The 12,750-nt window shown below is 72.8% G+C and carries 11 protein-coding genes and 1 tRNA gene; 5 read left to right on the forward strand and 7 right to left on the reverse strand.

All coding sequences use genetic code 11. From position 1 onward, the window contains the following. Window positions 1–121 precede the first annotated feature (121 nt). Window positions 122–970 (reverse strand): Sir2 family NAD-dependent protein deacetylase, encoded by an 849-nt coding sequence (locus ASF96_RS13785; RefSeq protein ID WP_055837586.1) that lies wholly within the window; start codon window positions 968–970, stop codon window positions 122–124. Between the two features lie 86 nt (window positions 971–1,056). Continuing rightward, on the reverse strand, window positions 1,057–1,227 hold the full coding sequence (locus tag ASF96_RS17025; RefSeq protein ID WP_156458872.1) for a hypothetical protein: 171 nt from the start codon (window positions 1,225–1,227) through the stop codon (window positions 1,057–1,059). Window positions 1,228–1,323: 96 nt separating this feature from the next. Here ASF96_RS17025 and ASF96_RS13790 point away from each other — a divergent pair, with 96 nt between their 5' ends. Next, a complete protein-coding gene (locus ASF96_RS13790; RefSeq protein WP_055940128.1) occupies window positions 1,324–2,526 on the forward strand; it encodes an amidohydrolase family protein in 1,203 nt (400 codons plus the stop codon). 700 nt (window positions 2,527–3,226) lie between these two features. Continuing rightward, complete coding sequence (locus tag ASF96_RS13795; RefSeq protein ID WP_055837580.1) at window positions 3,227–4,033, forward strand: TrmH family RNA methyltransferase; 807 nt, start codon at window positions 3,227–3,229, stop codon at window positions 4,031–4,033. Here ASF96_RS13795 and ASF96_RS13800 read toward each other — a convergent pair. The 3 genes from ASF96_RS13800 to ASF96_RS13810 all read right to left on the reverse strand — a co-directional run bounded on the left by ASF96_RS13800 (window position 4,030) and on the right by ASF96_RS13810 (window position 5,949). Beyond that, complete coding sequence (locus ASF96_RS13800; protein WP_055940130.1) at window positions 4,030–4,332, reverse strand: putative quinol monooxygenase; 303 nt, start codon at window positions 4,330–4,332, stop codon at window positions 4,030–4,032. The two genes, ASF96_RS13795 and ASF96_RS13800, sit on opposite strands and share 4 nt — an antisense overlap. 67 nt (window positions 4,333–4,399) lie before the next feature. After that, window positions 4,400–5,083, reverse strand: a complete 684-nt coding sequence (locus tag ASF96_RS13805) for a hypothetical protein (RefSeq protein ID WP_235560617.1) — start codon at window positions 5,081–5,083, stop codon at window positions 4,400–4,402. Between the two features lie 5 nt (window positions 5,084–5,088). Continuing rightward, the gene (locus ASF96_RS13810) at window positions 5,089–5,949 is read right to left on the reverse strand and encodes an SGNH/GDSL hydrolase family protein (RefSeq protein WP_055940134.1); all 861 of its coding nucleotides are present in this window, start codon (window positions 5,947–5,949) and stop codon (window positions 5,089–5,091) included. Between the two features lie 335 nt (window positions 5,950–6,284). On the opposite strand from ASF96_RS13810, the gene ASF96_RS13815 reads away from it, so the two are divergent. Next, window positions 6,285–8,474 (forward strand): DEAD/DEAH box helicase, encoded by a 2,190-nt coding sequence (locus tag ASF96_RS13815; RefSeq protein WP_235560618.1) that lies wholly within the window; start codon window positions 6,285–6,287, stop codon window positions 8,472–8,474. 275 nt (window positions 8,475–8,749) lie between these two features. After that, window positions 8,750–9,871 carry a VIT1/CCC1 transporter family protein gene (locus ASF96_RS13820; RefSeq protein ID WP_432734302.1) on the forward strand — a complete coding sequence of 374 codons (1,122 nt, stop codon included), beginning with the start codon at window positions 8,750–8,752 and terminating at the stop codon, window positions 9,869–9,871. A gap of 145 nt (window positions 9,872–10,016) precedes the next feature. Here ASF96_RS13820 and ASF96_RS13825 read toward each other — a convergent pair whose 3' ends face one another. Together ASF96_RS13825 and ASF96_RS13830 are read right to left on the reverse strand one after the other, a co-directional pair. Then, the gene (locus tag ASF96_RS13825) at window positions 10,017–11,060 is read right to left on the reverse strand and encodes an isopenicillin N synthase family dioxygenase (RefSeq protein ID WP_055940138.1); all 1,044 of its coding nucleotides are present in this window, start codon (window positions 11,058–11,060) and stop codon (window positions 10,017–10,019) included. Between the two features lie 157 nt (window positions 11,061–11,217). Then, window positions 11,218–11,303, reverse strand: a tRNA-Leu gene (locus ASF96_RS13830). 140 nt (window positions 11,304–11,443) lie between these two features. Here ASF96_RS13830 and ASF96_RS13835 point away from each other — a divergent pair. Next, entirely contained in the window at window positions 11,444–12,745 is a 1,302-nt protein-coding gene (locus ASF96_RS13835) for a M20/M25/M40 family metallo-hydrolase (RefSeq protein WP_055940140.1), read from the forward strand. Window positions 12,746–12,750: the final 5 nt, after the last annotated feature.

A 12,750-nucleotide genomic window follows, 5' to 3' on the forward strand; every position in this document is an offset into this window, starting at 1 on the left:
CCTCCGCTCGTCCCAGATCCTCCGCCCGTCACGCTCCACCGCGCGACGGACCGGGCATCGCGGCCCGCAGCGCCCGCCGCAGGTCATCTCGACCCGCGAACGTCGGTTCGGCTGACAGGTGTCAGAGCAGCGCGGGCAGCCGCTCGGCGAGTGCGCGCAGCACGTGGGTGGTGCTCCCGTCGATCTTCACCGCGGCGCGCTGGTCGGCGCGGGTCTCGCCGCGGTTCACGATCACGACCGGCAGGCGCTTGCGTCGCGCCCGCTCGACCAGACGGATGCCGGAGTTGACCACCAGCGACGAGCCGGCGATCACCAGGGCCCCGCTGGTGTGCACGAGCTGCTCCGCCTCGCGGAACCTCTCGACCGGGATGTACTCGCCGAAGAACACCACGTCGGGCTTGAGTGTGCCACCGCACACCGAGCACACCGGCACCACGAACCCGTCGGCCGAGGCGGGGGTGACGTCGCCGTCGGGGCCGAGCTCCACGTTCTCGGGCAGGCTGATCCACGGGTTGTCGGCTTCGACGCGCTCGGCGAGGTCGCGACGGTCGAACACCTGACCGCAGTGCAGGCAGCCGACCCGGCGCATCGTGCCGTGCAGTTCGACGACGCGTCCACTGCCCGCGCGCACGTGCAGTCCGTCGACGTTCTGCGTCACGACGCCGTTCGCCACTCCCGCGCGTTCGAGGTCGGCGAGCGCACGGTGCCCGTCGTTGGGTTCGGCGGCGGCGAAGACCTTCCAGCCCAGGTGACTGCCCACCCAGTACCGGCGTCGCGCCTCGGCGTTCGAGAGGAACTGTTGCGCCGTCATGGGCGTCCGCGTCGGAGCCCCCTTGCCGCGGTAGTCGGGAATCCCCGAGTCCGTCGACACGCCGGCACCGGTCAACACCGCGATGCGGCGGCCCGCGAGCACCTCGACGGCTCGATCGATGGATGCCAGGAACTCGGCATCCTCCGTCGTGTCGGTCATGCGCACCTCCGTCGTACCGAGTCTAGGACGGGCACCGACACCGGACGCGCGCGGGCGGCGGCGCAGGCGGCCGGCGCGGGAGGCCCCTACTTGCGCCGCTGCCAGGGGTAGGGCTTCTTCGGCTCCGTGCGCGCGATCCGCGCCTGCAGCAGGGCCGGTCCGAAGATGACGGCGAGCACGACGGCGAGAACGATCAGGCCGATGAGGCCGAGGACACCGTACGACCACACGTCGGCGAGAAAGCTCTGCAGATCCATACGGTGATCGTCGCACAGCCCCGGCCAACGGGGCGCGCGGGCGGTCGCCGCGCGCGGCGCCGCCGACGGGGCCGAGGCGCTGGGGATACTGGGACCATGACCCCCCTTCCCCCTCCGGCCATGCTCGACATCACCTCGCTCCGGCGCGTCCGGCCCTGGGGCGGTGACCTCGTCGACATCGCGATGGCCGACGGGAAGATCACCGGCATCACCCCGGCGGGCACGGCCCCCATCGGCGTGCGGGAGTTCGACGGACGCGGTCTCCTCGCCCTCCCCGGCATCGTGAACGCGCACGCGCACGTCGACAAGTCGTGGTGGGGGCTTCCCTGGCAGTCCTACGGCGGCGAGGCGTCCACCGAGGCGCGCATCCGCCACGAACGCTCCGAGCGCGACCGCCTCGGCATCCCGTCGCTCGAGTGCTCCGCCCACGTGCTGCGCGAATTCGTCCGCCACGGCACCACCGCGATCCGCACCCACGTCGACGTCGACAGCGGAGTCGGCCTGCGCGGAATCGAGGCCGTGGAAGAAGCGGCCGCGGCGTACGAAGGCGCGCTCGACGTGCGGATCATCGCTTTCCCTCAAGACGGGGTCCTGCGCCGCCCCGGAGTCCTCGACCTGCTGCGCGCGGCCGCCGCCCGACCCGGCGTGGAGGGGATCGGCGGACTCGACCCGGCGACCATCGACCGCGACCCCGTCGGGCAGATCGACGCGATCACCGCGCTCGCCGCCGACACCGGCGTCGGCATCGACATCCACCTGCACGACCCCGCCGACCTCGGCGCCTTCCAGATCGAACTGCTCGTCGACCGTGCCGCCCGGCTCGGGCTGCAGGGGCGGGTGAACATCGCCCACGGGTTCGCCGTCGCGCAGATCGAGCCCGCGCGCCGCCGCGACCTGCTCGCCGCGATGGCCGAGGTCGGTGTCACCATGACCACGGTCGCCCCGCTCCGCCTGCCGCAGCTGCCGCTCGCCGAGCTCGACGAGGCCGGGGTGCGCTTCGCGTTCGGCACCGACGGCATCCGTGATCTGTGGAGCCCCTACGGCACCGGCGACACCCTCGGGATCGCCTGGCAGTACGCCCGCGCGGCGGGCCTCGTGCGCGACGACGATCTGCTGCGCGTCGTGCAGCTCGCCACGACCGACGCGGCCTGGTCGGTCGGCCGGGAGACCCACGACCTCATCGAGGGTGCCCGCGCCGACATCGTGCTGCTCGATGCCGAGAACCCCCTCGACGCGCTGGTGCGCCTGCCCGAGCGGATGCTGGTCGTCGGCGGCGGGCGGGTGCTGCACGTGGCGTGAAGGCGCGCGGCGCCTGGTGCCCGGTCCCGGCTCGCGCCGCCCGGCGCCCGGCCCCGGCTCGCGCCGCCCCGCGCCCGGCCCCGGCTCGCGCCTCGTGCCGGCTCGCGCCTCGCGCCGGCTCGCGCCCGGCCCGGCCCGGCTCCGACTCGCGACCGGCTCGGTCCCGGCCCTCACGCTCACTCTGAAGCCGTTGAGTGTCCAAGACGCGCCGTGCCAGCGGGCAGGGACGCGGCGTGTGTTGGACACTCGACGTGCTCCGGCCCTCACGGGGCGCCGGCGAGGCGCGAGCCCGGGCATGGGCGCGGCCTAGTCCTGGGCCTGGGCCTGGGCCTGGGCCTGGGCGTGGGTGTGGGCGTGGGCGCAGGCGCGGGCGTAGACCCGGGCACGAACGCCGGTGCGGACTGCGGGAGTGACGCGCGGCGCCGAAGCTGATGAGTGTCCAAGACGCGCCGTGCCAGCGGGCCCGGATGCGGCGTGTTCCGGACACTCGACGTGCTCCCGGGGCGCACGGGGCGCGGTCTGGGCGTAAGCGTGGGTGCGGAGCGTGGGCTTGGGCGCAAGCGTGGGCGTGGGCGCGGCGTGGGCCTGGGCGTAGACGTGGGGGGCGGATACGGCCTGGACGTGGGCGGACTGGGCGTGGACGTGGGATCGGGCGTGGGCGTGGGCGCAGCGCGCGGCACGCGGCTGGCACGATGGGACGATGCCCGTCATCCCGCTCGACTCCGCCGACGACCCCCGACTCGCCGACTACCGCGATCTCACCGACGTGTCGCTGCGCCGGGTATCGGAGCCCGCGGGAGGGCTGTACATCGCCGAGTCGTCGAAGGTGCTCGACCGGGCCCTCCGCGCCGGGCACCGCCCCCGCTCGGTCCTGGTACAGCAGAAGTTCCTCGCCGACGCCCTCGCCCTCGTCGGTGAGGATGCCGAGGTGTACGTCGTCACGTCCGAGACCGCCGAGCAGATCACGGGGTACGCCGTGCACCGGGGGTTGCTGGCATCCATGCACCGCCCGATGCCGGCATCCGTCGCTGACGTGGTCCGGGATGCGCGGCTCGTCGTCGTGCTCGAGGACATCGTCGACCACACCAACATCGGTGCCGCGTTCCGCTCGGCGGCGGCCCTGGGCGCGGATGCCGTGCTGGTGACGCCGCGGTGCGCCGATCCGCTGTACCGACGCAGCGTGCGCGTGAGCATGGGCACGGTGTTCCAGGTGCCGTGGACCCGCCTGCCCGAGTGGTCGGAAGCGACCCCGCTGCTGCACGACGCGGGGCTCCACCTCGCCGCCCTCGCGCTCTCTGACGACGCCGTCAGCCTCGACGCCTTCTCGGCCGCGGGACACGAACGCGTCGCGCTGCTGCTCGGCGCCGAGGGCGACGGTCTGAGTCGTACCGCTCTCGCCGCGGCCGACACTGTCGTGACGATCCCGATGGCCGGGGGAGTGGACTCCCTCAACGTCGCCGCGGCGAGCGCCGTCGCGCTGTGGGAACTGGGGCGCGGGCGGCGCTAGTCGCGCAGAGGCGACCCCGAGACCTCGAACCGGAAGCCGCCGAACTCCCCGTTCAACAGGGGCCGGGCCTCGGCGATCGCGGCGACGACGTCGGGATGCCGCAGCGAGGCCTTATGCGCCTCGGGGTCGCGCCACATTTCGACGACGAACACGGTGTCGGGCTCGTCGTCGGTCGTGCCCACCTCGTACAGCTCGCAGCCCAGCTCGCGCAGCGCGTCGTTGCGACGAGTCAGGATGCCGACGAGCTCATCGCGTCGGCCGGGTTCGGTGCCGAGCGTGCCGGCGTTCACGAAGGTCATGCCTGAAGGCTAGCGAGGGGCTCGGACATCGCCGGGAGCCGCCGCGGCGCCGGGGCGCCCAGAAGGGTCAGAGCTCCGGCGGCTGCTCGCCGAGCGAGCGATCGCGGATCCACCGCTCCGACTCGGCCGCGGCGCGCACGCGCGGGTCGGGGTCGGCTTCGAGGGCCGTGAGCACGTCGTCGGGGAGGTCATCCTCGCCCGTGAGGTACCAGCGATCGATGACGGAGCCCTCGCGCAGCACGCGCCGCGCGCGGTCGTCATCGCGCGGCAGGCCGTCCGACGGAGTGTCGGTGCGTTCGATCGCGAGGTGCAGGTGGGCGGGGAGCGTGTCCCGACCCGCCGGCGTCTCGCCCGCGGTGAAGAGGGTGACGACGACGTCGGCTCCCGTCCACTTCAGCGCGTCGATGGACTCGGCGTCCCATCGCTCGTCGTCGACCGACCACGTCGACCAGTCCGGCCCCTCGGAGTCGAACACCCAGCGGTGCGGCACGGCCCTCATCGCCGACGCGACCGCGAGCGCGGCGCCCCTCACCCGGCTCACCTCGCCGTCGAGGAACACCGAGACATGGGGCGCCCGGGCCGAAGACAGCACGTCCCAGCCGTCGGCGCCGAAGCGCCCGCTCTCGACCTCGGGTGTCCAGCCGGCCTCGACGAGTCCCGCGGCCAGTGACTCGGCATCGCGCAGCAGCACGTCGGCGTCGGCGGCGTCCAGCAGCGCGGTGACGGCATCGGGCAGGTCGTCGTGGCCCACGCCGCTCACACCTGCGTCCCGCGTGGGCCCGCGGCATCCGGACCCGGCGCGAGGGTCACGACGGGCAGCGGCTCCGGACGCTTGGCGTGCACGTCGTCGCCCGACGACTGGTGCCGCAGGCGCCGCAGGACCCACGGCATGAGGTACGACCGCGCCCAGACCAGGTCGCGCTCGCGCGCGGCGCGCCACGTGCGCACCGGAAGCGTCTCGGGCTGCATCGGCTGCAGATCGTTGGGAACGTTGAGCGCCCGCAGCACCATGCGCGCCACCTCGTGATGGCCGAGCGCGTTGTAGTGCAGGCGGTCGTCGTCGAAGAAACGCATGTCCTGCACCCCCTTGAGCCCCCACTGGTCGGCGACGACGCAGTCGTGGGCGTCGGCGATCGCGCGGATGTTCTCGTTGTAGATCGCGACCTTGCCCCGGATGCCGCGGAACACGGGCGTGAATTCGGTGTCGATCGCCGTGAACACCACGACGGTGGCGCCGTCGCGGCGCAGGCGCCTGACGGCGTCTTCGAACTGGCGCGAGACGGCGTCGGGATCGGTTCCGGGGCGGATGATGTCGTTGCCGCCGGCCGAGAAGGTGATGAGATCGGGCTTGAGGGCGAGGGCCGGCTCGATCTGGTCGGCGACGATCTGCGCGATGAGCTTGCCGCGCACGGCGAGGTTGGCGTAGGCGAAGTCGTCGACCTGCGAGGCCAGCACGGCCGCGACGCGGTCGGCCCAACCGCGATGGTCGCCGTCGGGGAGCGGGTCGCCGATCCCCTCGGTGAACGAGTCGCCCAGGGCGACGTAGCGGCGCCACGGGTGGGGGCCGGGATTGTCGGATGCGGACGGGATGCGGGGCGAGTGCGGATCTGTCGTCATCGGTACCTCCTCGGTCCAGGCTAACCCCGACCCCCGACACGGCGGGAGGTGCCGGACGGCCGGGGCGGCGCACCCGGCGGCGGGTCGGCCCTCGCCCGCCGCGACGCCCGCTGCACCGCCCTCCGCGCCCTCCGCGCTGCCCGCCGCGCCGCGACGCCCCGCCGCGCAGACGGCCGTGTGGACGCGCGCAGCCGCACGACACGCTCCGGCCCGACGTCCGCTCGGATGGGGCGCGGTGAGAGTCCGTCGGAGGCAAGATCTGTCCACAGTCCGGTGCGACACCGCGCGGAGGTGACCTATCGTTGATGTTCGCGCTCGCGAGGGATGGAGGTTCGATGCTGGAAGAAGAAGCCCGCCCCCCGCACCCCCCTCACGCAGACCCCTCCCCGGCGGGCACCGGCGCGATCCGCATCGCCAGCCCCGGCCCTGTCGCGAGCACGGCGCGCATCGCCAGCCCGGGCCCGATCGCCAGTCCCGGACGCTCCCCGCTCGACGATCCCCCCGCGCCGCCTCGCGCGGCGGCGACGCCGCTCGCTCCCGCCGACGCCCCGCGCACCACCGAGCCCCACCCGGCCTCCGCCCCCGCCGGCCCCGCCCACGCCCCCACCCCCGTCGACCCGGCCCACGCCACCGCTCCCGTCGTCGACCACCCCGTGCCCGGCGACGCCCCCCTCTCCGTCGACGAGGCCCCCGACGGCACCGAGCCGCACTTCGGCTCCTTCGCGGCCGAGCACCTCTCGCCGGCGTTCCCGCAGCGCGCGCCGTGGGGCACCGCCCAGCGCCTCCGCGCGTGGCAGGCCGAGGCGCTCGACCTCTACTTCGGCCTCGACGGACCCGACGGCGAGGGCAAGGGGCCCCGCGACTTCCTCGCCGCCGCCACCCCCGGCGCCGGAAAGACCACCTTCGCCCTGCGCCTGGCCAGTGAGCTCATGCGCCGCCACGTCATCGACCGCATCGTCGTGGTGGCCCCCACCGAGCACCTCAAGACCCAGTGGGCCGAGGCGGCCGCGCGGGTCGGCATCCGTCTCGATCCGTTCTTCTCGAACCGCCACGCCACGCCCTCGCGGCAATATCACGGCGTCGCCGTGACCTACGCGCAGGTCGCGGTCAAGGCCGAGGTGCATCACCGCCTGACGATGGACGCCCGCACCCTCGTCGTGCTCGACGAGGTGCACCACGGTGGCGACGCCCTCAGCTGGGGCGACGCGCTGCGCGAGGCCTACAGCCGCGCCACCCGTCGTCTGCTGCTGTCGGGGACGCCGTTCCGCAGCGACACCGCGCCCATCCCGTTCGTGGAGTACCACCCGAACGCCAAGGGCATCCGCCTCTCGCGCACCGACTACACCTACGGCTACCGACGCGCGCTCGACGACGGGGTCGTCCGCCCCGTCTTCTTCCTCGTGTACGCCGGTCAGATGCGCTGGCGCACCAAGGCCGGCGAAGAGATGGAAGCCCAGCTCGGGCAGGACAACACCAAAGACATCACCTCGCAGGCCTGGCGCACCGCTCTCGATCCGAACGGCGACTGGATTCCCGCGGTCCTCCGCTCCGCCGACCGCCGCCTCACTGAGGTGCGCGAGACGGTCCCGGATGCCGGAGGCCTGGTCATCGCGACCGATCAGACCGCGGCGCGCGCCTACGCCGCCATCCTCGAGGACATCAGCGGCGAGAAGGTCACCGTCGTGCTGTCCGACGAGGCCGAGGCCTCGGGCCGCATCGAGACGTTCTCGAAGGGGACGAGCCGGTGGATGGTCGCCGTGCGCATGGTGTCGGAGGGCGTCGACGTGCCGCGTCTCGCGGTCGGTGTGTACGCCACGAGCGCCTCGACCCCGCTGTTCTTCGCCCAGGCCATCGGCCGTTTCGTGCGCGCCCGCCGGCGGGGCGAGACCGCGAGCGTCTTCCTGCCGAACGTGCCGCAGCTGCTCGCCCTCGCCGGTGAGATGGAGGCGCAGCGCGACCACGCCCTCGACCGCGACAGCGACGCGGAAGACCAGTGGAACGCCGAAGAAGACATGATGGACGCCGCCGAGCGCGAGGACAAAGCGTCCGACGCGCTCGAGCAGGAGTTCGAGTACCAGGCACTGGGCTCCCTCGCCCACTTCGACCGGGTGCTGTTCGACGGGCAGGAGTTCGGTCAGCTCGCGGTTCCCGGAACCGTCGAAGAAGAGGAGTTCCTCGGCATCCCGGGTCTGCTGGAGCCCGAACAGGTGCACGAGGTGCTGATGTCGCGCGCGACCCGGCAGTCGCGCCACCGCTCCACTCGCGAGGCGAGCGAGAAAGAGAACGGCGTCGAGCCGCCGTCGGTCGACGAGGGCGGCCTGCCCGCCCCGCTGCACCGCACGCTGAAAGAGCAGCGCCAGCTGCTGAACACCATGGTGGGTCTGTACGCCCGCCAGAGCGGCGAGGCCCACGGCCTCGTGCACGCCGAGCTCCGGCGCATCTGCGGCGGTCCCGCCGTCTCGCACGCGACCGTCGCGCAGCTGCAGGCGCGCATCGACGTGCTGCGCAGGCGCGTGCATTCCTGAACCGCGCCGGACGACTTCTGTCCCGCGGACGTGGTGCGCCTGACCCGCGATGGTCGAGCTCGGCCCGCGGCCATGTTCATCTGCATGATCGGTGGGGCGGGAGTACACGGTATGCCCCGTCCCGAACCCATATCGGGCGGTCGGTCATGCAGATGTGCCGTCACCTCGCGTTTCGCGGCCCCGAAATGCTGGCACCGTCGCCGTGGGATCCGCGTGTTCCCGGGGTTCGGAGGCCCGAAATGCTGTCAGTGTCAGCCGACGCGCCCGGGGGAGCGATGGGCGCTCATTACGGTGGTGGGCGACCCGAAGGAGCCCGAGTGACGACCCTCGCCACCCCGACCGCCCGTGATCGCCGCCGCTGGGCGCGCTATCTCGTCGACGAACGCGCCGAGGCGCGCGTCTACCGCGAGCTCGCCTCGCGGCGCACCGGCGAGGAGCGCGACATCCTGCTCGCCCTCGCCGAGGCCGAGGGGCGCCACGAGCAGCACTGGCTCGACCTGCTGGGTGAGACTCCGCCGCGCCTGCCGCGGCCCGGGATCGGTACGCGGTCCCTCTCGTGGATGGCCCGCCGCTTCGGCTCGATCTTCGTGCTCGCCCTCGCCCAGAACGCCGAGGCCCGTTCGCCGTACTCCGACGAGCCGTACGCGACTCCCGCGATGGCCGCCGACGAGCGCGTGCACCACGAGGTCGTGCGCGGTCTCGCCGCCCGCGGCCGCCGTCGCCTGTCGGGAACCTTCCGAGCTGCCGTGTTCGGCGCCAACGACGGCCTCGTCTCGAACCTGGCCCTCGTGATGGGCGTGGGGGCCACCGGCGTCGCCCCGAGCTTCGTGCTGTTCAGCGGCATCGCGGGTCTGCTCGCCGGAGCGCTGTCGATGGGCGCGGGGGAGTTCGTCTCGGTGCGCTCGCAGCGCGAGTTGCTGGAAGCCACCGAAGAGAGCGACTTCGCCGACTCCGCGCTTCCCCACCTCGACCTGGATGCCAACGAGCTCGCCCTCGTGTACCGCACGCGCGGCATGGACCCCGACGCCGCCCTCGACAAGGCCCGCGAGGCCGTGACCGCCGCGCGAGCGGGAACGGCGCCCGCCGCCGCGGCCCCGGGGGAGTCCGCGCACGACGTCGTCGGCAGCGCCTGGGGTGCCTCGATCTCGAGCTTCCTGTTCTTCGCCTCGGGCGCGATCATCCCGGTGCTGCCGTGGATCCTCGGTATGACGGGTCTCGGTGCCGTCATCCTCGCCCTCGCCCTCGTGGGCATCGCGCTCATGGCGACCGGGGCGATGGTGGGGCTTTTGTCGGGGGCGTCGCCGCTGAAGCGGGGCCTGCGTCAGCTGGCGATCGGCTTCGGCGCCGCCGCCGTGACCTACGTGCTGGGTCTGGTGTTCGGCGTCTCCGCGGCGTGACGCCGAGGCCTCTGGAGACGCCGCGCGAGACACACCGATTCGCGCGAGACACGGCGCGACACCGCGCGTCTCGCGAGAGCGAGCGTTTCTCGGCCGCGATGCCCGGGCGGCTGGGGGCGGCGCCGCATGCCGGGGCGATGCCGCGTCAGCCGCGACTCGCCGCGACGCGCGCGGCCTCGCGGACCGCCGTCACGTTGCGCCGGCCCGCCCGCGAGCCGGCGAGCTTGGCGGCGATGTGCTCGCGCACCGTCACGGGGTCGTAGAGCGCGGGCGCGTCGGGCGAGACGAAGTGCGGCAGGGGAGCGATCACCGCGTCGGCGTTGCCGTCGTGGAAGAACGCCGCCGATCGTCGGCGTTCGATCGTCCCGTCGATGACGGGCGGCTTCACCCGGTGCAGCGTCGACATCCACCGGTCATTGGTGAGCCGTGCCGCCACGTCGCCCAGGTTGACCAGCAGCGCGCCGTCGGCGGGCGAGACGTCGTTCCACGACCCGTCCGACCCCAGCACCTGCAACCCCTTCACCTGATCGGCCCAGAGCACGGTCACGAGCCCGAAGTCGGTGTGCTCGCCCATGCCCGTGAGCTCGCCGTCGAGTTCGATCGTGCCGGGCGGCAGGGCGTAGTTGTTCATGCGCAGCACGTCGATCGAGTGGCCGGTGAGGTCGTCGAAGAAGTCCTCCGGCACCCGCAGCGCCGCGGCGAACACGCGCGTGAGCGTGTGGGCGACCCGGCGTGCCTCGTCGTAATAGGTGCGGACCGCGGGCTCGAAGACGGTCGTGTCGGTGGGCCAGGTGTTCGCGGCGTAGTCGTCGGGGGTCGCCGTCGACCCCGGATACTCGGCGGCCGACGTTCCCACGTTGAACGCCTCGAAGAAGTCGTTCATGCGCGTGACCGGGTCGACGCCGAGGCTGTAACTCAACGACTCGCTCTTCGGCGGGCTGTACCCCCGGTTCTCGCTCGCCGGTCGCACGTACGCCTTCTTCGCCTCGAGAGGCAGGGCGAAGAACTCGTCGAGTCCTTCGGCGAGGTCCGCGACCGCGGCATCCGGGATGCCGTGCCCCACGATCTGCATGAACCCGACGGTGCGGCACGCGTGATCGACGGCGGCGACCACCGCCGCCCGGGCATCGGGCGAGCCGCGGCCCACCCAGGCGGAGATGTCGATCGTCGGCACGCGGAACGGAGGCATGCCTCGACGCTAAGCGGGCCGTGTCACGCCGGTGTTTCTGGGGCGTCACGTTCGCGCGGAACAGGCGCGGCGGGGGAGGGTTCCGAGGACACCGACGCCGGGCCGCGAGGGGAACAGAAAAGGCCCCGGGGATGAACCCGGGGCCTTCGTCGTTCTGTGCGCGAGGGGGGACTTGAACCCCCACGCCCGTTAAAGGGCACTAGCACCTCAAGCTAGCGCGTCTACCTATTCCGCCACCCGCGCATTGGGTGTTTCGTCGCTTTCGCAACGAGGAACGACATTACCATGCTCCCGACCCCGCCTCGAACCGGGCCGGCGCCCCGGGCGCGTCTCGCGATGTCACGCGACGGGAGGGGTCGCGCTCCCCGGGTACCGTAGAGCGCATGTCCGAGCTCGAAACCGACGTGCCCGAGGTCGCCCGCATCGCGTCCGACCTGATCCGGTTCGACACCTCGAACTACGGCGGGGGTCGCGCCGAGGGGGAGCGCGAGGCCGCCGAGTACGTCGGTGCCTACCTCGAAGCGCTGGGCCTCGACGTCAAGTACTACGAGCCGGTCGAGCGCCGCACCAACGTCTGCGCGCGCATCCCGGGCCGCAACCGCGACAAGCCCGCCCTGATCCTGCACGGCCACCTCGACGTCGTGCCGGCCGTCGCCGCCGACTGGAGCGTCGACCCGTTCGCGGGCGAGATCCGCGACGGGGTGCTCTGGGGCCGCGGCGCCGTCGACATGAAGGACATGGATGCCATGATCCTCACCGCCGTCGCCGACGTGCTGCGCGCGGGGGACCAGCCCGAGCGCGACATCATCGTGACCTTCTTCGCCGACGAGGAGAACGGGGGCGTCGAGGGCTCGGCGCGCGTGGTGAAGGACCGCCCCGAGTGGTTCGCCGGCGCGACCGAGGCCATCAGCGAGGTCGGCGGCTACTCGATCGCCGTCGGCGACCGCCGGGCGTACCTGTTGCAGGTGGGCGAGAAGGGCCTCATCTGGATCAAGCTCGTCGCCCGCGGCCGCGCCGGCCACGGCAGCGGTCTGCATCCCGACAACGCCGTGACGGCCCTCGCCGAGGCCGTGGCGGCCCTCGGGCGCACGGAATGGCCCATCCGGCTCACCGACACCACCACGCAGCTGCTGGCGGGACTCGCCGAGATCACGGGTGACGACGCGGGCGATCCCGATGCTCTCGCCCTGCGCACCGGCGCCGCATCCAGCTTCATCCGCTCCACGCTTCGCACCACCACGAACCCCACGGGTCTCACCGCCGGGTACAAGCACAACGTGATCCCCGACCGCGCCGAGGCCCTCATCGACGTCCGCGTGCTGCCGGGCACCGAAGAGGCCGCCCTCGCCGACATCCGCCGCATCGTCGGCCCGCACGTCGACATCGAGATCGTGCACCAGGACATCGGCCTCGAGGTGCCGTTCTCGGGCGACCTCGTCGACGCCATGATCGAACAGCTCGGTCGTCACGACCCGGGCGTGCCGGTCGTTCCCTACCTGATGGGCGGAGGCACCGACAACAAGGCGCTGTCGACCCTCGGCATCGCCGGCTACGGATTCGCACCGCTGCGACTCCCCGCCGATCTCGACTTCACCGGGATGTTCCACGGTGTCGACGAGCGCGTCCCCGTCGACGCGCTCGAGTTCGGTCGACGAGTTCTCGCCGACCTCCTCCGGACGTACTGAAGGAC

This window comes from Microbacterium sp. Leaf179 (assembly GCF_001423785.1).
Taxonomy (GTDB): Bacteria; Actinomycetota; Actinomycetes; order Actinomycetales; family Microbacteriaceae; genus Microbacterium.

What these genes read in the sequence shown, in the direction of transcription:
- ASF96_RS13800 (WP_055940130.1), bottom strand. Translation starts at nt 4,332, where the DNA reads ATGACCTTCGTGAACGCCGGCACGCTCGGCACCGAACCCGGCCGACGC.
- ASF96_RS13835 (WP_055940140.1), top strand. Translation starts at nt 11,444, where the DNA reads ATGTCCGAGCTCGAAACCGACGTGCCCGAGGTCGCCCGCATCGCGTCC.
- ASF96_RS13820 (WP_432734302.1), top strand. Translation starts at nt 8,750, where the DNA reads ATGGGCGCTCATTACGGTGGTGGGCGACCCGAAGGAGCCCGAGTGACG.
- ASF96_RS13825 (WP_055940138.1), bottom strand. Translation starts at nt 11,060, where the DNA reads ATGCCTCCGTTCCGCGTGCCGACGATCGACATCTCCGCCTGGGTGGGC.
- ASF96_RS13795 (WP_055837580.1), top strand. Translation starts at nt 3,227, where the DNA reads ATGCCCGTCATCCCGCTCGACTCCGCCGACGACCCCCGACTCGCCGAC.
- ASF96_RS17025 (WP_156458872.1), bottom strand. Translation starts at nt 1,227, where the DNA reads ATGGATCTGCAGAGCTTTCTCGCCGACGTGTGGTCGTACGGTGTCCTC.
- ASF96_RS13815 (WP_235560618.1), top strand. Translation starts at nt 6,285, where the DNA reads ATGCTGGAAGAAGAAGCCCGCCCCCCGCACCCCCCTCACGCAGACCCC.
- ASF96_RS13810 (WP_055940134.1), bottom strand. Translation starts at nt 5,949, where the DNA reads ATGACGACAGATCCGCACTCGCCCCGCATCCCGTCCGCATCCGACAAT.
- ASF96_RS13785 (WP_055837586.1), bottom strand. Translation starts at nt 970, where the DNA reads ATGACCGACACGACGGAGGATGCCGAGTTCCTGGCATCCATCGATCGA.
- ASF96_RS13790 (WP_055940128.1), top strand. Translation starts at nt 1,324, where the DNA reads ATGACCCCCCTTCCCCCTCCGGCCATGCTCGACATCACCTCGCTCCGG.